Here is a 22,335-nt window from a genome sequence, read left to right as displayed (position 1 = left end):
GCGCGCCGCTGCGCGGCTGCTCGACCGGCAGGGCGAAGGGGCACGGGTCAGTCGGCGGGGGCCTGCACGCGCTGGCCGACCACGGCCGAGACTCCGTCCTGCCGCATCGAGACGCCGTAGAGGGCGTCGGCGATCTCCATCGTGCGCTTCTGGTGCGTGATCACGATCAGCTGGCTCGAGGTGCGGAGGTCCTGGAAGATCGTCAGCAGCCGGCCGAGGTTCGCATCGTCCAGCGCCGCCTCGACCTCGTCCATGATGTAGAACGGGCTGGGCCGCGACTTGAAGATCGCGACCATGAAGGCCACCGCGGCGAGCGAGCGCTCACCACCCGAGAGCAGCGAGAGCCGCTCGATCTTCTTGCCCGCGGGCCGCACCGCGACCTCGATCCCGGTGGTGAGCAGATCGTCCGGGTCCGTCAGGCGGATGCTGCCCGTTCCTCCTGGGAACAGCACGGGGAAGACGTCGGCGAAGGCGGCCTGCGTGTCGTCGAAGGCCGAGGCGAAGACCGTCTGCATCGTCTCGTCGAGCTCCTCGATGATGAGGAGCAGGTCGCGGCGGGTGTTGGTGAGGTCGGTCAGCTGCTCGGTGAGGAAGACGTGGCGCTGCTCGAGCGCGGCGAACTCCTCGAGCGCGAGCGGGTTCACCCGGCCGAGCTGGGCGAGCTGCTTCTCGGCCTTCTCGAGTCGGCGGCGCTGCTCGCCCCGCTCGAAGGGGCGCGTCGGAGCGTCCGCCTCCTCGCTCGCCTCGTCCGGCACGCCGACCTCGGGCCCGTACTCGGCGACGAGCACGTCCTCGACCAGTCCGAGCTCGGACCCCGCTCGCTCCAGCAGACCCGAGAGCTGCAGTCGCTTCTCGTAGATCTGCAGCTCGAGCCCGTGCACGCTCTCCGTCACCGACTGCAGTCGCTCGCGCAGGGTCGACTCCTGACGGCGGAGCCCCTGCAGCTCCTCGTTCTGCTGCGAGCGGGCGGCCTCGGCCTGCACGAGTTCGCCCCGCGCCTGCTGCACCGACCGGTCGACGGAGGCGAGGACCGCCGGGATCGCGCCGGCCACGTCGGCCGCGGCCTCGTGCTGACGGCGGCGGATCACGGCACGGCGGGCGGCCTCGTCGGCGGCGGCCCGGTCGGCGGCGAGCTGGCGGGCGAGCGCCTCGCCGCGGGACTGCTCGGCGCGCACGCGCTCCTTGGCGGTCTCGACTCCGAGCCTCGCCTCGATCTCGCGCTCCCGGGCCGCGTCGACCCCCTGCTGCAGCGCGTCGCGTCCGCTGACGTCGAGGATCGGGCGCGGACGCGAGCGCGCGGTGTCGAGCTCGCTCCTGGCCTTCTGCGCGGCGCGCTCGGCGTCGCCGACCCGGTCGGACGCGATCGCGAGCGCCTTCTCGCCGCGGCCGAGCTCGGCGACGGCCGACTCGTGCTGGGCGCGGACGCGCCCGAGCCGCTCCGTGTGCGCGGCGCGAGCGGAGTCGTGCTCGCGCAGGGCGGCGAGGGCGAGGCGGGACTGCTCCTTGGCGCCCTTGAGGGCTCCGGTCTGCTCGGCGAGGTCGAAGCGGAGCCGGTCGATCCGTCCCACGATCCCCTCGAGGGCGGAGTCGGCCGCGTCGCGCTCCGAGACGAGCTCGAGGCGGCTGCGCTGCCCGCCCGCGCCGCCGCTCAGGACGAAGTCCGAGACGGTGGCGCCGTCGCGGGTGACGACGGTGATCGGATGCCCGTGACCGGCCAGTCCGGGCCAGATCCGGCGGGCCGCGGCGAGATCGTCGACGACGACGACCTGCTCGAGCAGGGCGAGGACGGCGGGAGGGCCGGTGACGAGATCGCGGGCCCGCGTCGCTCCGTCGGGCACGGCGAGATCGAGCGGCGGCCGCGAGGACGCTCCCACGAGCAGCTCGACCCGGCCGAGGTCTCGGCGGACCGCCTCGTCGAGCGCCGCCTCGGCGTGGGCCGCCCCGTCCGCGAGGACCGCGTCGGCGAGGGTGCCGAGCGCGGCGGCCGCGGCGGCCTCGTAGCCGGGCCGCACCTGGATCCGCTCGGCGACGCGCCCGTCGACTCCGTCGAGCCGCGCGGCGAGGAGCTCGGACGAGCCGTCCGAGACGTCGAGCGCGAGGGACAGAGCGCTCGTGCGGGCGGCGAGCCCGTCGCGCTCGCGCTCGAGTGCGTGCAGCTCCTCGCGCAGTCGCTCGATCTCGCCCTCCGCCTCGAACACGGCCGACTGCGCGAGCTCGTAGCTCTCGTCGAGGGCGCCGTCGGTGCCGCCGCCCGCCTCGCCGATCTCGTCCTCGAGGGCGTCGAGCTGGCGCTCCGCGGCGTCCCGGCGCTGCACGGCGGAGTCGAGGGTGTTCTGCGCGCGAAGCACCTCGCCGCGGACGGCGGCGAGCCGGGAGGCCGCCGAGTCGGCCTGCCCGCTGAGCTGCGAGATCTCGAGGTCGTGCCGGGAGACGAGGGCGGACTGCGCGGCGATCTCGTCGTCGAGCGCGTCGAGCGCCTGCCGGGCGCGGACGGTGTCCTTCTGCGACCCCGTCCAGGCCTCCTCGGCGTCGAGCACGGCCCGCCGGAGCCGCTCGAGCTCGTCGTGCGCCTCCCGCAGGAGCTGCGGCGTCACGCGCGGCTGCACCTGCGGCTGCTCCGACTCGGCCTCGAGCAGCGCGAGCCGCTGGTTCGCGAGCGCGGCGAGATTGCGCAGCCGCTCCTGCACCGACTCGAGCTCGAAGGTGATGCGGCGGGCGTCGTCGACGGCGTCGCCCACCATCTCGGACTCGATCCGCGCCATCCGCAGCGTCGCCTGCTCGAGCTTCTCCTGCAGCACGATGCGCTCGCCGTGCCGCTCGCTCTCGGAGCGCGCGAAGCCGTCGAGGGCCGTCCGCAGGGTCACGACGTCGTCGGCGAGCAGGCGAGCACGGGCGTCGCGCACCACTGCGGCTATGGTCTGCGCCTGACGGGCGACCTCGGCCTGGCGCCCGAGCGGCTTGAGCTGGCGGCGGATCTCGCCGGCGAGGTCGGAGAGGCGCGTCAGGTTCGTCTGCATCGCCTCGAGCTTGCGGAGCGTCTTCTCCTTGCGACGGCGGTGCTTGAGGATCCCGGCGGCCTCCTCGATGAAGCCGCGGCGCTCCTCCGGGGTCGCGTGCAGGACGGCGTCGAGCTGGCCCTGCCCCACGATCACGTGCATCTCGCGCCCGAGGCCGGAGTCGCTCAACAGCTCCTGCACATCCAGCAGACGGCAGGAGCGCCCGTTGATGGCGTACTCGCTGCCGCCGTTGCGGAAGAGCGTCCGGGTGATCGTGACCTCGGTGTACTCGATCGGCAGGGCGCCGTCGGTGTTGTCGATCGTGAGGGCGACCTCGGCGCGGCCGAGCGGACCGCGGGTGGAGGTGCCCGCGAAGATGACGTCCTCCATCTTGCCGCCGCGGAGGGTCTTCGCCCCCTGCTCCCCCATCACCCAGGCGAGCGCGTCGACGACGTTGCTCTTGCCCGAGCCGTTGGGGCCGACGACGCAGGTCACCCCCGGCTCGAAGGCGAACGTGGTCGGCTGAGCGAAGGACTTGAACCCCTTGAGGGTCAGGCTCTTCAGATGCACCCGCCGGCCTCGCTCCTGTCGAAAAACGCTCCCCACGGTACTGGACGAGTGCTGCCGTTCCGCGGAGGCGGGGCTCTCGCGCCCCGCGGCGTGCACACTGGAGCGGTGACTCCTCCGCTCCCCTCCGCCCCGACGCTGCCGGTCGAACCGGGCCCGCCGCTCACCGCCGCGGAGCAGGAGCGCTTCGCGCGGCAGATCCGCCTCTCCCCGCTGGGCGAGCTCGGGCAGCGCCGCCTCCGGAACGCCCGCGTGCTGGTGCTGGGAGCGGGCGGCATCGGATCGCCGGTGATCACGGCGCTCGCCGCGGCGGGCGTCGGCCGGCTGGGCGTCGTCGACGCGGACGTGGTCGAGCCGTCGAACCTGGCGCGGCAGACCGCGCACGACGACTCCTCCGTCGGGCACTCGAAGGCGGAGTCGGCGGTCGCGACCGCGCGCCGCCTCTCGCCCGGGATCGACGCCCGCGCCTTCCCCGTCTCCTTCACCGCCGCGAACGCCGACGCACTCGTCGCCGCCTGGGACGTGGTCGTGGACGGCTTCGACACCTTCGGCTCGCGCTACCTCGCCTCGGACGCGACCACCCGCGCGGGCGTGCCGCACGTCTGGGGCTCGGCGCTGGGCTTCGACGGCCAGCTCTCGACCTTCTGGTCTCGGGCACCGGGCGGAGGCGTGACGCTGCGCGCGCTGCACCCCGAGGCCGAGGACGCGGCCGACAGCTGCGCGAGCGTCGGCGTGCTCGGCTCCCTCTGCGCCGCGATCGGATCGGCCATGGCGAGCGAGGTCGTCAAGCTCGTGACCGGTGTCGGGACTCCGCTCCTCGGCCGCGTCGTCGTGCACGACGCCCTCGACGGCTCCTGGACCGAGCTGCCGCTGGAGCGCCGGGTGCCCGACGTACCGGCCCCGGCGGCGGTCGCGGGAGCCGTGACCGCCCAGGAGCTGCGCACACGGCTCGCGGGCGGCGCGCCGCTCACCGTGGTCGACCTGCGCGAGGACTCCGAGGACCGCTCGATCGCGGTGCCCGGCGCCCTGCGGCTGCCGATGTCGCGCTTCGATCCGGCGGACCTGCCGGCCGGGCCGCTCGTCCTCTACTGCGCGTCGGGCGTGCGGTCGCGGATCGCGGCCGACCGAGCGGCGGCCGCCGGGATCAGCGCGGACTCGCTCGTGGGCGGGGCGGCGGCGCTGCGGAGCTGACCGCTCAACCTCCGGCGAACGGCGGCAGCACGTCGACCGCGGCGCTCGCGCGCAGCGCGGTCGCGCGGTCCGTCGTCGACACCCCGTCGACGAGGTAGGTGCATCGGCCGAGAACAGCGGCGGCGGACGGAGTCGCCTCGACCAGGCGCGACTCGAGGGCGGCGAGATCGGGGACGCCGTCGAACTCGTCCGACGCGCGGCCGAGGGCGGCCTTCGCCGCGGCGAAGTAGCGGACCCGCACGTTCATCCGCCGATCGCGCTCATCGTGCGCTCGGGCTGCACGAACCCGACACGGTTCATCTCGTGCCCGGCGGGCTTCGCCCACATCGCGCCGCGCCAGAGCTGGGCGACGTGGTGGTCGTCGACGCCGGCGCGCATCGGGCCGAGCAGATCGGTCTCCTCGTTCGAGAAGAGGCAGCTGCGGACCCCGCCCTCGGCGGTCAAGCGCGTGCGGCGGCAGTCGCCGCAGAACGGCTCGGTGACGGAGGCGATGATGCCCACCTGCCCGAGCAGCGGACCGCCCTCGCGGGCGTGCACGTCGAACAGCTCGGCGGGGGCGCCGTCACGGGGCGCGGGGTGCGGGCTCAGCGCGAAGCGCTCCGAGAGCAGCTCGCGGATGCGCTCGGCCGTGATCATGGTCGCGCGGTCCCAGCCGTGGTCGGCGTCGAGGGCCATCTGCTCGATGAAGCGGAGCTGGTGCCCGCCGGCGAGCGCCCACGCGAGCAGCTCGGGCGCCTCGAGGTCGTTGATGCCCGGGAGCAGCACGGCGTTGATCTTCGTCTGCTTCAGGCCCGCGGGCGCCAGGGCGTCGATGCCGGCGAGCACGCGGTCGAGGAAGGGGCGCCGCGTGACCTTCGCGAACGTCTCGGCGCAGATGGAGTCGAGCGAGACGTTGACGCGGTCGAGCCCCGCCTCGGCGAGCGCCGCCGCCCGGCCGGACAGGCCGATCGCGTTGGTCGTCAGCGAGATCTCGGGGCGCGGCTCGAGGGCCGCGACACCGCGGATGATGTCGACGAGGTCCTTGCGCAGCAGCGGCTCCCCGCCGGTGAAGCGGATCTGCCGGACGCCGAACTGCTCGACGGCGATGCGGGCGAGCCGCACGATCTCGTCGCGGGTGAGCAGGGCCGCGGGCGGCTGGAAGGGCAGCCCCTCCGCCGGCATGCAGTAGGTGCAGCGCAGATTGCAGCGGTCGGTCAGCGAGATGCGGAGATCGTCGGCCGCGCGTCCGTGGGTGTCGATGAGGAGCGGCGTCTCGGGCCGGTCCGCCGGCAGTTCGGCTCCCCGAGGACGGGGGCGGATGCCGGGCATCCCGAGTACTGTGCTCATCCGCTCAGACTACGCGCCGGATCCGTGTGCGACCCGGCAAGATAGGAGTCCTGCCCGCCGCTCGCGGGACGCCCGCCGGAGAGGACCCGATGACCTCGATCGACATCCACGCCGCCCGGGTGCGCGCGCTGCTGGCGCCGCTGGCGACGCGCGGGGCCCGCGAGACGCTCGCGCTCGATCCGGGCGCCGTGGCGGCCGACCTCGGCGCCTACGACCGCCGGGTGCTGGCGCGCACCGTGCACTCGCCCCTGGACCTGCCCCGCTTCGACAACTCGCAGATGGACGGGTACGCCGTGCGCGCCGCCGATCTGTCGGCCGCCTCGGAGGCGACCCCCGTCGTCCTGCCGGTGGCGGCGCCCGTCCCCGCGGGCGACAGCGCTCCCCGGCACTCCCCCGGCACCGCCGTCCCGATCATGACCGGCTCCCCTCTGCCCGCGGGAGCCGACGCGGTCGTCCCCATCGAGCGGGTCGATCCTCCGCGGTTCCCGGAGGCGTCCGATGAGGCCCGGGTCGCGTTCGCCGCTCCCGTCACTCCCACCACGTTCGTGCGCGCACGCGGCAGCGACGCGCAGTCGGGTGCGGTCGCGCTGCCGGCCGGCACCGTCCTGCGCGCCGCCCACTACGGGCTGCTCGCCTCGCTCGGTCTCGTCGAGGTCGAGGTGCTGCCCCGGATCCGCGTGCTGATCGTGCCGACCGGCAACGAGATCCGCCCCGCGGGCAGCGATCTCGAGGACGCGCAGATCTACGACGCGAACGGCGCTCTGCTCGCCGAGGCGGTCCGCGAGGCGGGCGGGATGCCCGTCGTGGCCCCCTGCACCAGCGACCGGGCCGAGGACCTGCTGGCGATCCTCCGCTCGCACGCCGGCGACGTCGAGCTGGCGGTCACGATCGGCGGAGTCAGCGCCGGAGCGTACGAGGTGGTGCGCGACGCGCTGGGGCCGGCCGGTTCGGAGTTCGGCCACGTCGCCATGCAGCCGGGCGGCCCGCAAGGGCTCGGCCTCGTCGCGGTGGCTCCGGACGCCCATCTGCCGATCGTGTCGCTCCCGGGCAACCCGGTGAGCGCCCTGGTCTCGTTCGAGGTGTTCCTGCGCCCCGTGCTCCGCTCGCTCGCCGGACGGCTGCCGGCCGAGCGGCCGCGGATCCGCGCGCGACTGGGCACGGCGCTCGACTCGCCCGCACACCTGCACCAGATCCGGCGGGGGGTCCTCGACGACGAGGGCCTCGTGCACCCGGTGGGCGGCCCGAGCTCGCACCTGCTCGCGTCCTACGCGCGCTCGAACGTCCTCATCCACGTCCCGGTCGGGACCGAGCACGCAGCGACCGGCGACACGGTCGAGATCTGGAGGATCGATGAGTGAGAGCCTGACCCACGTCCGCGGCGACGGAGCCGTGCACATGGTCGACGTCGGAGCGAAGGACGTCACCTCGCGGACCGCCGTCGCCGAGGGCGTCGTCATCACGACCCCCGAGGTGGTGCGGCTGCTGCAGCAGGGCGAGCTGCCCAAGGGCGAGGCGCTCGGTGTCGCGCGCATCGCCGGGATCATGGGGGCCAAGGCCACCTCGACCCTCATCCCGCTCTGCCACCCGCTGGCGCTGGACGGGGTCGACATCGACCTCGAGACGCTCGAGGACCGCGTGCGGATCGAGGCGCGCGTGCGCACGAGCGGGCGGACGGGGGTCGAGATGGAGGCGCTCACGGCCGTCAGCGTCGCGGCGCTCACCGTCTACGACATGATCAAGGCCGTCGACCGCGGAGCCGTCATCAGCGGCATCCGCGTGCTCGCGAAGGACGGCGGCAGGAGCGGCTCGTGGAGCAGGGAGTGAGCCGGCGCGCGGTCGCAGTCGTGGCCTCCACCCGGGCCGCGTCCGGCGTGTACGAGGACCGCACCGGGCCGGCGCTGCTCGCGTGGTTCGAGAGCCGCGGCTGGAGAGGCGGCGTGGTCGTCGTGGCCGACGGCGACGCGGTGGGCGAGGCCATCGGCGACGCGCTCTCCTCCGGGATCGACGTCGTGGTCACGACCGGCGGCACCGGCGTCGCTCCGAGCGACGTCACTCCGGAGCAGACCGCACCGCTGCTGGAGCGCACGCTGCCCGGTCTCGCCGAGGCGATCCGTGCGCGCGGCGCGGCGAAGGTGCCGACGGCGGTCCTCAGCCGCGGCACCGCCGGGGTCTCGGGCCGCAGCGTCGTGGTGAACCTCCCCGGCTCGCCCGGAGGAGTGCGCGACGGCATCGACGTGCTCGATCCCGTGATCGGCCATCTCCTGGACCAGCTGGGCGGGGGCGACCATGTCCGCTGATCCCGTCGCGCTCGTCCGGATCGCGAGCGAGCCCATCACCGTCGACGAGTGCGAGGACGCCGTCGACTCCCCCGCGCACGGCGCGGTCGTCACCTTCGCGGGAGTCGTGCGCGACCACGACGAGGGCCGCGGAGTGGTGCGGCTGGCGTACGAGGCGCACCCGGACGCGTCCGCCGCGCTCGCCGCCTCGGCCCGGCGCATCGTCGAGCGCTTCCCCGAGGTCCGCGTCGCCGCGGTGCACCGGGTGGGCGATCTGGTGGTCGGCGATCTCGCCCTGGCCTGCGCGGTCGCCTCCCCGCACCGTGCGGCGGCGTTCGAGGCCTGCGCGGCGCTCGTCGACGACATCAAGGCGTCGGTTCCGATCTGGAAGGAGCAGTCCTTCGTCGACGGCACGTCGGAGTGGGTCGCCTCGCTGGGCTGAGCGGGTTGGCGGATCCGCCAGGGTCGCCGACGGGCGATCGGCGGACCGCCCGGCACGGGAAACACCGGTGTCACATCCGTGCTGTTCACTGGAGGGGCGCGCATCCGGCGGGCACCGGCGGGAGGCGGATCATGGACCTCAGCACGATCCAGCGGGTGCGCGTCGTGCGCGAGCGCTCCGATCTGGCGGCGATGGGTCCGCGCACGGCCGTCATCGGAGGCGGATCCTGGGTCTTCTCCCTCCCGCACGACCACCTCGACGAGCTGCTCGATCTGCAGGGCTTCGGCTGGGAGGCCGTCCGCGAGAGCGCCGACGGCCTCTCGATCGCCGCCACCTGCACCTTCGCCGAGCTGTCCGCGATGCCCGACACGGGGCGTGCGGCCCACCGCCTGTTCTTCCAGTGCTGCACGGCGCTGCTCGGCTCCTTCAAGATCTGGAACGTCGCGACCGTCGGCGGCAACGTCGCGAACGCGCTGCCGGCCGGCCCGATGATCAGCCTCGCGGCCGCGCTCGACGCCCGGGCGCTGGTCTGGCGCGCGGACGGCTCCGACGACCTCGTGCCCGTCGCCGAGCTCGTCACCGGGAACATGACGACCCTGCTCGAGCACGGCGACGTGATCCGCTCGATCGAGTTCCCCGCGCACGCCCTCGACGCCCGCACGGCGTACCGCAAGATCGCGCTGTCGCCGCTCGGCCGCTCCGGTGCGGTCGTCATCGGCAGGCTCGACCGCGACGGCGCGTTCGTCCTCACCGTCACAGCGGCGACGATCCGGCCCGAGGTGCTGCGGTTCGCCGCCCCGCCGTCGGCCGCCGAGCTGGCCGCCGCCGTCGACGCCATCGGCACCTGGTTCACCGATCCGCACGGCGCCGCGGACTGGCGGCACGCGGTGGTCGGCGTCCTCGCGGAGGAGATCCGCCTCGAGCTCGACGGAGGCGTCGCATGAGGTTCACCGTCAACGGGGAGTCCGTCGACGCGGATCCGCGGCCCGGCCAGGTGCTGCGCACGCTGCTGCGCGACCACGAGCACTTCGAGGTGAAGAAGGGCTGCGACGCGGGCGACTGCGGCGCGTGCTCGGTGCTCGTGGACGGCACGCCGTTCCACTCCTGCCTCTATCCCGCTCACCGCATCGAGGGGCGCGCGGTCACGACCGCCGCCGGTCTCGGGACCCCGGAGCAGCCGAGCCCGGTGCAGCAGGCGTTCGTCGACTCCGGAGCGTTCCAGTGCGGCTTCTGCACGGCGGGCATGGTCGTCACGGCGACGGCGATCGAGGGCGCCGATGCCGTCGACGTGCCGCGACTGATGAAGGGCAATCTCTGCCGGTGCACGGGCTACCGCGCGATCGGCGAGGCCATCGCCTCCTGCGATCACGAGCACCCGACGGGGCTCACTCCGGTCCGTCGCACCGGTCGCGCCACCGCCGAGGAGTCGCGGGTCGGCCGCTCGCTCGGCGCCCCCGCGGGCCGGCGCATCGTCTCGGGGCACGAGCCGTACACGCTCGACGTCGCCGTCCCGGGGCTCCTGCACCTGAAGGTCCTGCAGAGCCCGCACGCCCACGCGCGGGTCGTGTCGATGGACACCCGCGCCGCGCGGGAGCTGCCCGGCGTGGTCACTGTGCTCACCGCCGACGACGTGCCCGACGTGCTCTACTCCACCGCGCGGCACGAGTCGCGGCTCGACGACCCGGACGACACCCGGATGCTCGACACCGTGGTGCGCTTCCGCGGGCAGCGGGTGGCCGTGGTCGTCGCCGAGTCGGTCGCGCAGGCCGAGATCGCCTGCCGGGCCATCGAGGTCGAGTACGAGGTGCTGCCGGCCGTCTTCGACCCCGAGGAGGCCCGCGCCCCCGGCGCCCCCCTCCTGCACGGCGAGAAGGACCCGATCGCGTCGCGCATCGCGAAGCCGGAGTCGAACGTCGTCGCCGAGCTGCACGGCGAGCACGGCGACGTCGAGGCCGGCTTCGCCGAGGCGGACGTCGTGGTCGGCGGGCGCTGGACCACCTCCCGCGTCGCGCACACCGCGCTCGAGACGCACGGCACCATCGGCTGGCTCGAGGGCGACGAACTGGTGCTGCGGACGTCGACGCAGGTGCCGTTCCTGGTGCGCGACGAGATCGCGCGGCTGTTCGACCGCGACCCCTCCACCGTCCGCGTCTTCACGGCGCGGGTCGGCGGAGGCTTCGGCGGCAAGCAGGAGATCCTGACGGAGGACGTGGTCGCCCTCGCGGTCCTCGCGACCGGGCGCCCGGTGCAGTTCGAGTTCACCCGGTCGGACGAGTTCACGATGGCTCCCTGCCGCCATCCGATGCGGGTGGACGTGCGCCTCGGCGCCCGCCGCGACGGCTCGATCACCGCGATGAGCGTCGACGTGCTCTCGGACACCGGCGCCTACGGCAACCACGGACCCGGAGTGATGTTCCACGGCACGTCGGAGTCCGTCGCCGTCTACAACGCGCCGAGCAAGCGCGTGGACGCGCAGGCGGTCTACACGAACAACCTGCCCTCCGGCGCCTTCCGCGGCTACGGCCTGGGCCAGGTGATCTTCGGCATCGAGTCGGCGATGGACGAGCTCGCCCGCGAGCTCGGCATCGATCCGTTCGAGCTGCGGCGGATCAACGCGGTGCGCCCCGGCGACCCGCTCGTCGTCACGCACGTCGAGGGCGACGACATCGGCTTCGCCTCGTACGGGCTCGACCAGTGCCTGGACCTCACCGAGCAGGCGCTCGCGCGGGGGAACGGGGTCGTCGCGCCGTCGGGACCCGACTGGCGGACCGGCGAGGGCATGGCGGTCGCGATGATCGCCACGATCCCTCCGCGGGGGCACTTCTCGGAGGCGACGGTCACGGTCGACGCCGAGGGGGTGCTGACGATCGGGGTCGGCACGGCCGAGTTCGGCAACGGCACCACGACGGTGCACACGCAGCTCGTCGCCAGCGCGTTCGGAGCGTCCGCCGACCGGGTGCGGATCCGCCAGTCCGACACGGCGGCCGCTCGGTACGACACGGGCGCCTTCGGCAGCGCCGGCACGGTGGTGGCGGGCAAGGCCGTGTACTCGGCGGCCGTGCGGCTGCTCGCCGACCTGCGCTCGCTGGCCAAGCGCCTGACCGGCCACGACGACTTCGAGCCCGACGACTCCGGGCTCATCGCGCCCGACGGCACCCGCGTGACGTTCGACGAGCTGGTGCGCGCCGCCGGCGGCCCGATCACCGCGACCGGCACCGAGGACGGGGCGAAGCGCTCGCTCGCCTTCAACGTGCACGGCTTCCGGGTCGCGGTGCACGTGCCGACCGGCGAGGTGCGGATCCTGCAGTCGGTCCAGGCGGCCGACGCGGGCTACGTGCTGAACCCGGACCAGTGCCGCGGCCAGGTCGAGGGCGGGACGGCGCAGGCGATCGGCTCGGCGCTGTACGAGGAGGTGCTCCTCGACGGAGCGGGTACCGTCACGACCTCGATCCTGCGCAACTACCACATCCCGCAGATGGCGGACGTGCCGGTGACAGAGGTCTTCTTCGCCGACACGGCCGACGAGCTCGGGCCGTTCGGGGCGAAGTCGATGAGCGAGGCGCCCTACAACCCGGTCGCCCCGGCGCTCGCGAACGCGGTGCGCGACGCGGTCGGTGTGCGCCCGTTCGCGCTGCCGCTGTCGCGCGATCGCGTCTGGCGGATGCTGCACCCGGACGCGGCGCCGATCCGCACCGTGGACGCCGAGGCCCCGCAGGGCTGAGCCCCTCCTCTTGCTGGTCGAGCAGCCCCCGCAGGTGGCGTATCGAGACCCACCGCTCCGGGAGGATGCGGATCTCGATACGCCCGCTCCGCGGGCTACTCGATCAGCAGGGAAGGCCACTCGCAGTCCGCGCGCGCACTCTGCTGGTCGAGCAGCCGCCGCAGGCGACGTGTCGAGACCCACCGCTCCGGGCGGATCCGGATCTCGATACGCCCGCGAAGCGGGCTACTCGATCAGCAGGGAAGGCCGCACGCAGTCCGGAGCCCGGAGCCTGCGCGCACTCCTGCTGGTCGAGTAGCCGCCGAAGGCGGCGTATCGAGACCCACCCACCCCTGGCGGACGCCGATCTCGAGACGCCCGCTCCGCGGGCTACTCGATCAGCAGACAAGGCTGCGCGCACTCCTGCTGGTCGAGTAGCCGCCGCAGGCGGCGTATCGAGACCCGCGTACTCCAGCGGGGAGCGCGGTCAGACGCGGGAGGCGAGCTCCGCGCTCGCGTGGGCGACCTCGCGGGCGATCGCGTCCTCGTCCGCGTTCACGAGGCGCCCCGCCGACACCGTCGGGCGGCCGTTGACCAGCACCAGCGTCAGCGGCGGCTGCGAGCCGAGGGCGAGGGCGGCGACCGGGTCCGCGATGCCCGCGTGCTCGATCCCGTCGACCCTCCACAGCGCCAGGTCGGCGAGCTTGCCGACCTCGATCGAGCCGATCTCGTCCTGCCGGCCGAGCACGCGTGCACCTCCGATCGTCGCGACGGAGAGCGCCTGGCGGGCGCTCATGCGATCGGCTCCGGCGCGCAGTCGGTTCATCAGCACGGCCTCTCGGATCTCGATGCCGAGCTGCCCCGACTCGTTCGACGCGGCACCATCGACGCCGAGCCCCACCGGCACCCCGGCCGCCAGCAGCTGCGGCACCGGTGCGATGCCCGCGGCGAGCCGGCCGTTCGAGGACGGGCAGTGCGCGACTCCGGTGCCGGTGGCCGCGAACTTCGCGATCGCGTCGTCGTCGAGGTGCACGCAGTGCGCCATCCACACGTCGTCGCCGAGCCAGCCGAGCGACTCGAGGTAGTCGGTGGGCGACATGCCGAAGGCCTCGCGCGTGTACGCGTCCTCCTCGATCGTCTCGGAGCCGTGCGTGTGCAGCCGCACGCCCAGCTGCCGAGCGAGGACCGCGGACTCGCGGAGCAGATCCGGGGTCACCGAGAAGGGCGAGCAGGGGGCGATGGCGACGCGCACCATCGACTCGAAGGAGGCGTCGTGGTAGCGCTCGACGGCCGCCCCGCTCGCCTCGAGGGCCGCCGCGGTCGTCTCCACGGCGAAGTCCGGCGGCAGCCCGCCCTGCGACTCGCCGAGGTCCATCGAGCCGCGGGTCGCGTGGAGCCGCACCCCGAGGGTGGCGGCCGCGTCGACGATGCCGCCGACGATGTCGCCGGAGCCCCGCGGGAAGACGTAGTGGTGGTCGCCGACGGTCGTGCAGCCGGAGCGGGCGAGCACGCCCATGGCGCCGAGCGAGGCGGAGCGCGTGAGGTCGGCGTCGATCCGCGACCACGCGGGGTACAGCGCGACGAGCCAGTCGAAGAGGATCGAGTCCTGCGCCCAGCCGCGGGTCAGCCACTGGTAGAGGTGGTGGTGGGTGTTGATCAGCCCGGGGGTCAGCAGGTGGCCGCGGCCGTCGACGCGGGTGATCGAGACGGGCTCCGCGGCGGGGAGCCCGGTCGGAGCGCGGCCCTCGAGCGCCCATGCGGGCGCCTCCCCCGCTCCGACGGCGACGATGCGCGAGCCGTCGACGACGACGTGCCCGCTGGGGTGCTCGGTGCCGAGCGCGTCGACGGTCGCGACGTGGGCTCCGGTGATGATGTGGCGCTGCATCCCTCGAGCATGGCGGGTCCGTGTTTCGCGGTCGTTACCCGCGGCGGGCCGACCTGTCAGGGCGTCGCCGCGTGGATGGGTCCCGCACCGCCGCGCAGGGGCGCGCCCGAGGCGCCCGCCCGCACGGCGAGCACCTCCGCGAGGATCGACACCGCGGTCTCCTCGGGCGTGGACGCCCCGATGTCGAGTCCGATCGGCGAGTGCAGCCGTGCGAGCGCCTCCTCGGTCGCGCCCGCCTCGCGGAGCAGGGACAGCCGCCGCTCGTGCGTCCGCCGGGAGCCCATCGCCCCGACGTAGGCGACCGGCAGTGTGAGCGCGAGCTCGAGCAGCGGGACGTCGAACTTCTCGTCGTGAGTGAGCACGGCGATCACCGTCCGCTCGTCGACCGCCGTCCGGGCGAGGTAGTCCGACGGCCAGTCGACGACGACCTCGTCGGCCCCCGGGAAGCGCTCGGCCGTCGCGAAGACCGGACGGGCGTCGCACACCGTCACGCGGTAGCCCAGCAGGGCTCCGGCGGCGCAGAGGGCGGCCGAGAAGTCGACCGCGCCGAAGACGATCAGGCGCGGCTTCTCGGCGCTCACGACGAACGCCACCTCGAGCTCCACGCCCTGGCAGTCGATCTCGATCGTCGCCGAGCGTCCCGAGCGCAGCCGCGACTCGCGCTCGGCGAGGATCCGCCGCAGAGTGTCGTCGTCGAGGGAGGGGCCGACCACGTCCTGAGCGCGGGTCGCGCCGGTCAGCACCAGGCCGACCAGCTCCTCGGGACCGCCGACGATCATCGCGAGCCCCGCGGGACGTCCGGCGCGCACCGCGCGCAGCTCGGCCAGGACGGCTCCCGACCCGGCGTCGACAGCGTGGCCGAAGACGCGCAGCTGCCCGCCGCAGGAGAGGCCGGCCGAGAACGCTGCCTCGTCGTCGAAGCCGAAGTGGTCGGCTGCCGCGGCACCCGTGCCGAGGACGTCCTGCGCGAGAGCGTAGGCCTGCGCCTCGACGCAGCCGCCCGAGATGGAGCCGATCGCGGCTCCGCTCGCGTCGACCGCCATCGACGAGCCGAGGGCTCGGGGAGCAGAGCCGAAGACGTGCGTGACGGTCACGACCGCGACCCGCTCGCCCGCCTCGACGCGCTGCAGGATCGGGACGGCGAGCTCGAGCATCACGGCCTCCTCGGGCAGCGGGTGGGAGGCGGCGCCGCCGGTCTGCGGGCGGGCGGAGGCCGCTCACTCGCAGGAAACATGCCGAGTATAAGGTCGATCCATGCCTTCCGACGCCCCCTCGCTCGACCTCGTGATCCGCTCCACCGCCGTTCTCACCGAGCACGGGTTCCAGCCCGCGAGCGTGGCCGTCGCCGAGGGCCTGATCGTCGCGGTGAGCCAGATCGATGCGCCGTGGGAGGCCCGCGAGACCGTCGAGCTGCCCGACGGCCAGGTCCTGATCCCCGGTGTCGTCGACACCCACGTGCACGTGAACGAGCCCGGCCGCACCGAGTGGGAGGGCTTCGCGTCCGCCACTCGCGCCGCCGCTGCCGGCGGCGTCACGACGCTCCTGGACATGCCGCTCAACTCGATCCCGCCCACGACCACGGTCGCCGGGCTGGAGGCCAAGCGCGCCGCCGCCGGCCCTCAGGCCCTGGTCGACGTGGGCTTCTGGGGCGGAGCGGTCCCCGGCAACCTCGGCACCCTCCGCGAGCTGCACGACGCCGGGGTGTTCGGCTTCAAGTGCTTCCTCTCGCCCAGCGGGGTGGACGAGTTCCCGCACCTGTCGACCGATCAGCTCTTCGAGGCGATGCACGAGATCGCCGCCTTCGACGGTCTGCTGATCGTGCACGCCGAGGACCCGGACGAGCTCGACGCGCACACGAACGCGGGCGGCACCTCCTACGACGCGTTCGTGGCCTCGCGCCCCGACGAGTCCGAGAGCAGCGCGATCCTGCACGTGATCGAGGCGGTCCGCGAGACCGGCGGGCGCGCGCACATCCTCCACCTCTCCTCCGCGAAGGCCCTGCCGCTGCTGCGCGAGGCGAAGGCGGAGGGTCTGCGCATCACCGCGGAGACCTGCCCGCACTACCTCACCTTCGACGCCGAGACGATCCCCGACGGCGGCACGCAGTACAAGTGCTGCCCTCCGATCCGCGACGAGCACAACCGCGAGCTGCTCTGGAAGGGCCTGCTCGACGGCACGATCGACATCATCGCCTCCGACCACTCCCCCGCCACGAAGGAGCTGAAGTTCGCGCACGACGGCGACTTCGGCCTCGCCTGGGGAGGCATCTCAGGGCTCGAGCTCAGCTTCCGCGCCGTGTGGACCGGGGCCCGCGAGCGCGGGATCCCGCTCGAGCAGGTCGTCGCGTGGATGTCGACGGGCACCGCCGCTTTCGCCGGGCTCGGGCAGAAGGGCCTGCTGCGGGCAGGCGCCGACGCCGACCTCGTCGCCTTCGACCCGGAGGCGCAGTCGCACGTCGACGTGGAGGCCCTCGCGCACAAGAACAAGGTGTCGGCGTACGACGGCCGCGCGATCCGCGGCGCGGTGACGGGCACCTGGGTCGGCGGGCGCCGGGTCGACGCGAGCTCGACGGTCCCTGTCGGGCGACTCCTCGAGCGTCCCTGACCGTCGTGTTCCGGCCGCGTTTCGGGCGTGTGAACAGGAGCGGGTCCGGCGCCGGATCCGGACGGATCGCACAAGACTGGAGCCCGACGAGCGCCCGATGCTGAGCGCTCGGACGAAGCGGCGCGGCGGTGCGGAGCGGCATCCTGGCAGACGGGCACCCGCCACCGCCCATCCCGAACGCGAACAGGAGCGGACATGTCGATCATCCTCGGAGACCACCAGTACGGGAAGGCCGAGAACCGCGTCGTCCGGATCTACCGCGACACCCCGCGCCACGAGATCCGCGACGTCACCGTCTCGACCGCGCTGCGCGGCGACTTCGAGGCCGCGCACCTCGAGGGGGACCAGTCCGCGGTGCTGCCGACGGACACGCAGAAGCAGACCGCCTACTCCTTCGCGAAGGAGAAGGGCCTGCGCTCGATCGAGGCGTACGGCCTCGAGCTCGCCCGCCACTTCGTGGACGGCTACGCACCGGTGCACGGGGCGCGGATCGAGATCGAGGAGTTCGCGTGGGAGCGCGTCCTCGTCGACGGCCGGGAGCACGACCACACCTGGGTCCGGAAGGGCCAGGAGGTGCGCACCGCGTCCGTCTCCGTCGAGGGCACGGGCGAGGCCCAGCAGGTCTGGGTCACCGGCGGCTTCAAGGACCTGACGATCCTGAAGTCGACGGGCTCCGAGTTCCACGGCTTCCTCACCGACCCGTACACCGTGCTGCAGCCGACCAGCGACCGCGTCATGGCGACCTCGCTGGTCGCGAAGTGGCGGTTCGCGCTGACCCCGGAGGAGCTCGCCTCGCTCGACTGGGAGGCCCTCTACGCCGGCGTGAAGGCGCTGATGATCAGCCGCTTCGCCACCGTGCACTCCCTCGCCCTGCAGCAGACGCTCTTCGAGATGGGCAAGGCGGTGCTGGAGGAGTTCCCGCAGATCGTCGAGGTCCGGCTCTCCGCTCCCAACAAGCACCACTTCCTCTACGACCTGTCGCCGTTCGGGGTCGCGAACGACGGCGAGGTGTTCCACGCCGCGGACCGCCCCTACGGGCTCATCCAGGCGAGCGTCGTCCGCGACGACGCACCGGACGCCGGCCCGGCCTGGTACGCCTACACGGGACTGGTGTGACCACCGTCCACCGCGGGCACCTCCTGCACGTCGCGGGCCGTCCGACGCTCGAGCAGGCCCGCGAGGCCCTCGTCTCGGTGCCGGACGGCGCGCTGGTCGTGGACGACTCCGGCGTCATCGTCTGGACCGGCCGCTTCGCCGACCTGCCGGACGCCCATCGCGGTGCCGGCGTCACGGGGGACTCCTCCGCGATCCTCGTGCCCGGCTTCGTCGACGCGCACGTCCACTTCCCTCAGACCTACTCGATCGACGGCTTCGGCGGCGGCCAGCTGCTCGAGTGGCTCGACGGCACGATCTTCCCGGCGGAGGCGCGGCTCGCCGACGAGGAGTTCGCGACGCGGATCGCCCGCGACTTCACCCGTCGGCGCGTCGCCGCAGGCACCACCGCGGCGATGGTCTTCGGATCGGCGTTCCCGCACGCGCAGGACGCCCTGTTCGAGCGGACCCGCGACTCGGGCCTGCGCCTCGTCTCCGGACGCGGCGTGCAGACCGTCGGACCCGCCTCCGCCGCCCCCCTGTTCACGGGCGAGACCGAGGCGGTCGACCTCGTCGCCGCCGAGATCGAGCGCTGGCACGCGGTCGACACCGGCGACTCCGCGACCGCTCTGCTGCAGGTCGCGATCGTGCCGCGCTTCTCGCTCTCGGTCACGCCGACCACCCTGGGAGCCCTCGGCGACCTCTACGACGACGTGCGCGGCCGCGGCGTCTACGTGCACAGCCACCTCAACGAGAACGACCGCCCCGGCGACGGCGAGATCGCCGCCGTGCTCGGCTCATACGGCACGCGCAGCTATCTCGACACCTACGACGGGCTCTTCCTCCCCGGCTCCGCGCACGGCGGCTCGTCGCTGCTGGGCCGGCGCACGATCCTCGCGCACGCCGTCCACTGCCAGGACGCGGAGCTGCACCGCCTCGCCGAGACCGGCACCTCGATCGCGCACTGCCCCACGTCGCAGCAGTTCCTCGGCTCGGGCACCATGCCGTGGCGGCGCACGGTGGCGAGCGGAGTGACGGTGGCGCTCGGCAGCGACGTCGGCGCCGGCGACGAATGGCTGCTGTCGCGCGTCGCGAACGACGCCTTCAAGGTGCACCTGTCGGAGCCCGGGGACGCGTCGGTCGCGCTGCACCCCGCCGAGATGCTCTTCTCGGCGACCCTCGCGGGGGCCCGCGCGCTCGACATGGAGGAGCGGTTCGGCAACTTCGATCTCGGCAAGGACGCCGACTTCCTCCGCATCGAGCCCTCGCGCTGGGAGCCGCTGGCCGACGTGCTCGAGCGCGGGATCCGGGCCGACGACGAGGCGACCGCCACCGCCCAGCTGCTCTTCGCGCTGCTGATGGGGCTCCGCGAGCCGGCGATCGCCGCCGTGCACGTGCGGGGCCGCGAGGTGCTCGCTCCGGAGTAGGCCCCGGTCCGGTCTGCAGGGCCCGCACGATCTGCAGGGTGGGAAGGATCTGCAGGAGTCGGCACGGTCTGCAGGAGTCGGCACGGTCTGCAGGGGGTATGCGCACGATCAGCAGGGGATCCCCACGGGAACGCGCGTTCCTCCGCCAGACCGACGCGCGGGTGCCGGAATCCCCTGCAGACGGGACGGACGCCCTCCGGAGTGAGACCCTGTGCGCTCTGCAGGGGCTCGTACCGTCTGCAGGGGTTCCGCGCGGGAACGCGCCTTCCCCCGCCCCGCCGGTGCGCACGGGCCGCGGATCCCCTGCAGACCGCACGCGGGCACGCCGAGCGGGGGCGGCGGATCCCCTGCAGACCGCACGCAGACACGCCGAGCAGGGGCGGCGGATCCCCTGCAGACCGCACGGAGACGCTCCGGAGCAGCCCCCGCGCCCCTCAGCGCAGCTGCAGCGCCAGGAACAGGTCCGCGCGGTCCGACGTGTTCGAGAGGTCGCGCTGCGTCAGCTCCTCGACTCGCGCGATCCGGTACCGCACGGTGTTGAGGTGCAGGTGCGTCTGCTCCGCGGCGCGCACCCACGAGCCGCCGCACTCGAGGAACGCCGCGAGCGTCGCGACGAGCTGCGAGTTGTAGCGGGCGTCGTGCTCGATCAGCCGGCCGAGCACGAGCTCGACGAAGACGCTCCGGAGGTGGTCCGGCACCGCGGTCAGCAGCTGCACCGCCGAGGTCACCTCACCCGCGTCGTTGATCCGCACGCTCGAGCCGTCGCCGGGCACTCCCGGCAGCAGCATCCCGTACCGCGCCGAGCGCAGGGCACCGCCGAGGGCGGCGAGCGGAGTCGCGGCGCTCGTCCCCACGCGCAGCACCTGGCCGCCGAGCCCGGACCCGACCCGGCGCAGCGCCGCAGTGACGACCGAGAGCGGATCGGCGCCCGTGGGGATCGCGTCGGTCGCGTCGACCGGGAGCACCGCCACGACCCGGCCGTCCGCATCGCGGCCGACCACCGCGCGTCCGAGGTGGGAGGCGGCGTCGGTGAGGATCCGGCGGGCGAGCTCGGAGGAGTCGTCGTCGTCGAATCCGGCGGCGATCACGGCGCAGCGCCCCGCACCTCCCAGCCCGAGCTGGCGGAGGTACACCGCCGCCTCGGGCTGCTCGCTGTCCTCCTCGACCAGCTCGAGCAGCCGATCGGCGAGGGCCGTGTCGGCGAGCGTCTCGGCGTCGCGCTGCAGGCGGTAGAGACCCACCACTCCGGTCAGCTCGGTGACGGCGTCCAGCAAGGACGGGTGCCACTCGTTCCAGTCGCCGGCCACGACCACGAACCACTGCGTCGCCCGGTGCTCGTCGGCTCCGCCGACCGCGAAGACCGAGAGCGTGCCGCCGTGAGCGTCCGCGACCGTCACGGGGTTCTGCCGCGCGGTGAGCCCGGCGTGCACCACCCGCTCGATCTCGGTGAGGCCGAGCGGCTCGGCGCACGCGGCGGAGCGCCCGGTGGCGGTCAGCACGCGCACGGGACGCCCGAGCTCGCCCGACGTCCGCGCGATCAGCTCGTCGAGGAGCTGGCCGCGGTAGACCTCCGTCAGCAGCTGCCGCTGGCGGGCGAGCCCCGCGGTGAGCCTCGCCACCCGGTCGCCCGCGAGGGCGTTCGAGAGGTGCGCGGTGATCGACGCGAACGAGACGTCGGCGGGCACAGCGAACAGCGCCACTCCGTGCGCGCGGCACGCCTCGACGACGTCGTCGGGCACGAAGCCGTAGAGGCCCTCGCCCGCGAGCAGGGCGACGGCACCGGAGGCGGCCACCGCCGACACGAAGGTCTCGCTGTCCTCGGGGGTGCGGCGCCACATCATGCCGGTCAGCACGAGCTGGTCGCGCGCGAGGTAGCGGCGAGGGTCGAGCAGGTCGGTCGTGAAGGTCCAGTTCACCGGGCGCGCGAGCGCCTCGGGAGGGGTGAAGACGGCGCGGATCCGCAACTGCGGCGCGTCGAGGACGTCCTGGAGCTGCACCCTCAGCTCCCGCGGTACGTCGAGTAGGCGAACGGGCTCAGCAGCAGCGGCACGTGGTAGTGAGCGCCCTCGTCGGCGAGCCGGAACGCGATCACCACCTCCGGGTAGAACGACTCGACGTCGCCGAAGTAGGCGGCGGTGTCGAAGACGACCCGGTAGACGCCCGCGGGCAGCGACCGGGGCCCGAAGGCGGCGACGCGCCCGTCGGAGTCGGTGATCGCCTCGGCGAGCCGCTCCCAGCCCGAGCCGGCGCGCGCCTCGAGCACGACAGGGACCCCCCGAGCGGGCCTCCCCTGCACGGCGTCGAGGACGTGGGTCGTGACGTGGCTGGTGTGCGCGCTCATCGGGCGGCCTCCTCGACGACGGCGCCGGTGGCCGGCCCGAGGGCGCGGACGCGCAGGACGGTGATCTCGCGGAGCTGGTCGGCGACGATCGCGCTCTCGGCCTCGTCGTCGAGGGCGAGGCGGCGCTCGAGCTCGGCGACGATCTCCTCGCGCGAGCGACCGGCCGCGCGGATGAGGAAGACCCGGTCGAACCGCTCCTCGTACGCGCGGTTGCCCGCGATCAGGCGCTCGGCCAGGGCCTCGTCGCTCGAGAGGCTCGCGGCCTGCTCGGCAGCCGAGAAGGCGGAGGCGCGTCCGGAGGCGGCGTGCCGCTCGCCGATCCGCGGGTGGTCGGCCAGGGCCGACTCGATCTCCTCCGCTGTGAGAGTGCGGGCGACGCGGTCGGCGGCGTCGGCGAGCAGTCCGGTCGAGGCGTACGGCGCTCCGGCCGCCACCTCGTCGGCCCAGCGGGGCACGGCGAGGCAGGCGAGCAGGGCGTCGCGGAGGGG

18 protein-coding genes are annotated in these 22,335 nt (G+C 73.9%); 10 read left to right on the top strand and 8 right to left on the bottom strand.

Annotation, left to right across the window (positions count from 1 at the left end; all coding sequences use genetic code 11):
• Positions 1-47 precede the first annotated feature (47 nt).
• Positions 48-3,566, bottom strand: a complete 3,519-nt coding sequence (gene smc, locus NB037_RS09460) for a chromosome segregation protein SMC (RefSeq protein ID WP_251945408.1) — start codon at positions 3,564-3,566, stop codon at positions 48-50.
• 105 nt (positions 3,567-3,671) lie between these two features.
• Between smc and NB037_RS09455 the strand changes: the two genes are divergently transcribed.
• Complete coding sequence (locus NB037_RS09455) at positions 3,672-4,754, top strand: ThiF family adenylyltransferase (protein ID WP_251945407.1); 1,083 nt, start codon at positions 3,672-3,674, stop codon at positions 4,752-4,754.
• 4 nt (positions 4,755-4,758) lie between these two features.
• Here NB037_RS09455 and NB037_RS09450 read toward each other — a convergent pair whose 3' ends face one another.
• Both NB037_RS09450 and moaA read right to left on the bottom strand, forming a co-directional pair.
• Positions 4,759-5,001, bottom strand: coding sequence for a MoaD/ThiS family protein (locus NB037_RS09450; RefSeq protein ID WP_251945406.1), 243 nt, complete (start codon positions 4,999-5,001; stop codon positions 4,759-4,761).
• A complete protein-coding gene (gene moaA, locus NB037_RS09445; RefSeq protein WP_251945404.1) occupies positions 4,998-6,080 on the bottom strand; it encodes a GTP 3',8-cyclase MoaA in 1,083 nt (360 codons plus the stop codon). Before moaA ends, NB037_RS09450 begins: the two co-directional genes overlap by 4 nt.
• Before the next feature lie 89 nt (positions 6,081-6,169).
• Here moaA and NB037_RS09440 point away from each other — a divergent pair, with 89 nt between their 5' ends.
• The 6 genes from NB037_RS09440 (at position 6,170) to NB037_RS09415 (ending at position 12,519) form a co-directional block, all read left to right on the top strand.
• Positions 6,170-7,438: a molybdopterin molybdotransferase MoeA gene (locus NB037_RS09440; protein WP_251945403.1), complete on the top strand. Its 1,269-nt coding sequence runs from the start codon at positions 6,170-6,172 to the stop codon at positions 7,436-7,438.
• The gene (moaC, locus tag NB037_RS09435; protein WP_251945397.1) at positions 7,431-7,904 is read left to right on the top strand and encodes a cyclic pyranopterin monophosphate synthase MoaC; all 474 of its coding nucleotides are present in this window, start codon (positions 7,431-7,433) and stop codon (positions 7,902-7,904) included. Before NB037_RS09440 ends, moaC begins: the two co-directional genes overlap by 8 nt.
• Complete coding sequence (locus NB037_RS09430; RefSeq protein ID WP_251945396.1) at positions 7,889-8,377, top strand: MogA/MoaB family molybdenum cofactor biosynthesis protein; 489 nt, start codon at positions 7,889-7,891, stop codon at positions 8,375-8,377. Before moaC ends, NB037_RS09430 begins: the two co-directional genes overlap by 16 nt.
• The gene (locus NB037_RS09425; protein ID WP_251945395.1) at positions 8,367-8,798 is read left to right on the top strand and encodes a molybdenum cofactor biosynthesis protein MoaE; all 432 of its coding nucleotides are present in this window, start codon (positions 8,367-8,369) and stop codon (positions 8,796-8,798) included. The genes NB037_RS09430 and NB037_RS09425 overlap by 11 nt, the downstream gene beginning before the upstream one ends.
• A 131-nt stretch (positions 8,799-8,929) precedes the next feature.
• Entirely contained in the window at positions 8,930-9,742 is an 813-nt protein-coding gene (locus NB037_RS09420) for an FAD binding domain-containing protein (RefSeq protein WP_251945394.1), read from the top strand.
• Positions 9,739-12,519 (top strand): molybdopterin-dependent oxidoreductase, encoded by a 2,781-nt coding sequence (locus NB037_RS09415; RefSeq protein ID WP_251945393.1) that lies wholly within the window; start codon positions 9,739-9,741, stop codon positions 12,517-12,519. The genes NB037_RS09420 and NB037_RS09415 overlap by 4 nt, the downstream gene beginning before the upstream one ends.
• A 466-nt stretch (positions 12,520-12,985) precedes the next feature.
• On the opposite strand, the gene NB037_RS09410 is transcribed toward NB037_RS09415, so the two are convergent.
• Together NB037_RS09410 and NB037_RS09405 are read right to left on the bottom strand one after the other, a co-directional pair.
• Positions 12,986-14,383 (bottom strand): 8-oxoguanine deaminase, encoded by a 1,398-nt coding sequence (locus tag NB037_RS09410; RefSeq protein WP_251945392.1) that lies wholly within the window; start codon positions 14,381-14,383, stop codon positions 12,986-12,988.
• 56 nt (positions 14,384-14,439) lie between these two features.
• On the bottom strand, positions 14,440-15,537 hold the full coding sequence (locus NB037_RS09405) for an XdhC family protein (protein ID WP_251945391.1): 1,098 nt from the start codon (positions 15,535-15,537) through the stop codon (positions 14,440-14,442).
• 100 nt (positions 15,538-15,637) lie between these two features.
• On the opposite strand from NB037_RS09405, the gene allB reads away from it, so the two are divergent.
• The 3 genes from allB (at position 15,638) to NB037_RS09390 (ending at position 19,506) form a co-directional block, all read left to right on the top strand.
• The gene (allB, locus tag NB037_RS09400) at positions 15,638-16,987 is read left to right on the top strand and encodes an allantoinase AllB (protein WP_251945390.1); all 1,350 of its coding nucleotides are present in this window, start codon (positions 15,638-15,640) and stop codon (positions 16,985-16,987) included.
• Between the two features lie 195 nt (positions 16,988-17,182).
• The gene (pucL, locus tag NB037_RS09395; protein WP_251945389.1) at positions 17,183-18,103 is read left to right on the top strand and encodes a factor-independent urate hydroxylase; all 921 of its coding nucleotides are present in this window, start codon (positions 17,183-17,185) and stop codon (positions 18,101-18,103) included.
• Positions 18,100-19,506 carry an amidohydrolase family protein gene (locus NB037_RS09390; protein WP_251945388.1) on the top strand — a complete coding sequence of 469 codons (1,407 nt, stop codon included), beginning with the start codon at positions 18,100-18,102 and terminating at the stop codon, positions 19,504-19,506. Before pucL ends, NB037_RS09390 begins: the two co-directional genes overlap by 4 nt.
• A 434-nt stretch (positions 19,507-19,940) precedes the next feature.
• Here NB037_RS09390 and NB037_RS09385 read toward each other — a convergent pair whose 3' ends face one another.
• The 3 genes from NB037_RS09385 to uraD all read right to left on the bottom strand — a co-directional run.
• Positions 19,941-21,503, bottom strand: a complete 1,563-nt coding sequence (locus NB037_RS09385; RefSeq protein ID WP_251945387.1) for a helix-turn-helix domain-containing protein — start codon at positions 21,501-21,503, stop codon at positions 19,941-19,943.
• Between the two features lie 2 nt (positions 21,504-21,505).
• The gene (uraH, locus tag NB037_RS09380; protein WP_251945386.1) at positions 21,506-21,847 is read right to left on the bottom strand and encodes a hydroxyisourate hydrolase; all 342 of its coding nucleotides are present in this window, start codon (positions 21,845-21,847) and stop codon (positions 21,506-21,508) included.
• Positions 21,844-22,335 (bottom strand): 2-oxo-4-hydroxy-4-carboxy-5-ureidoimidazoline decarboxylase (uraD, locus tag NB037_RS09375; RefSeq protein WP_308202069.1); only part of this gene is annotated, 492 nt, incomplete at its 5' end. The genes uraD and uraH, both read right to left, overlap by 4 nt.

Origin of the sequence: Rathayibacter rubneri (genome assembly GCF_023743255.1) — a bacterium.
Lineage (GTDB): Bacteria > Actinomycetota > Actinomycetes > Actinomycetales > Microbacteriaceae > Rathayibacter > Rathayibacter rubneri.
This window is presented reverse-complemented; position numbering and strand designations above follow the sequence as displayed.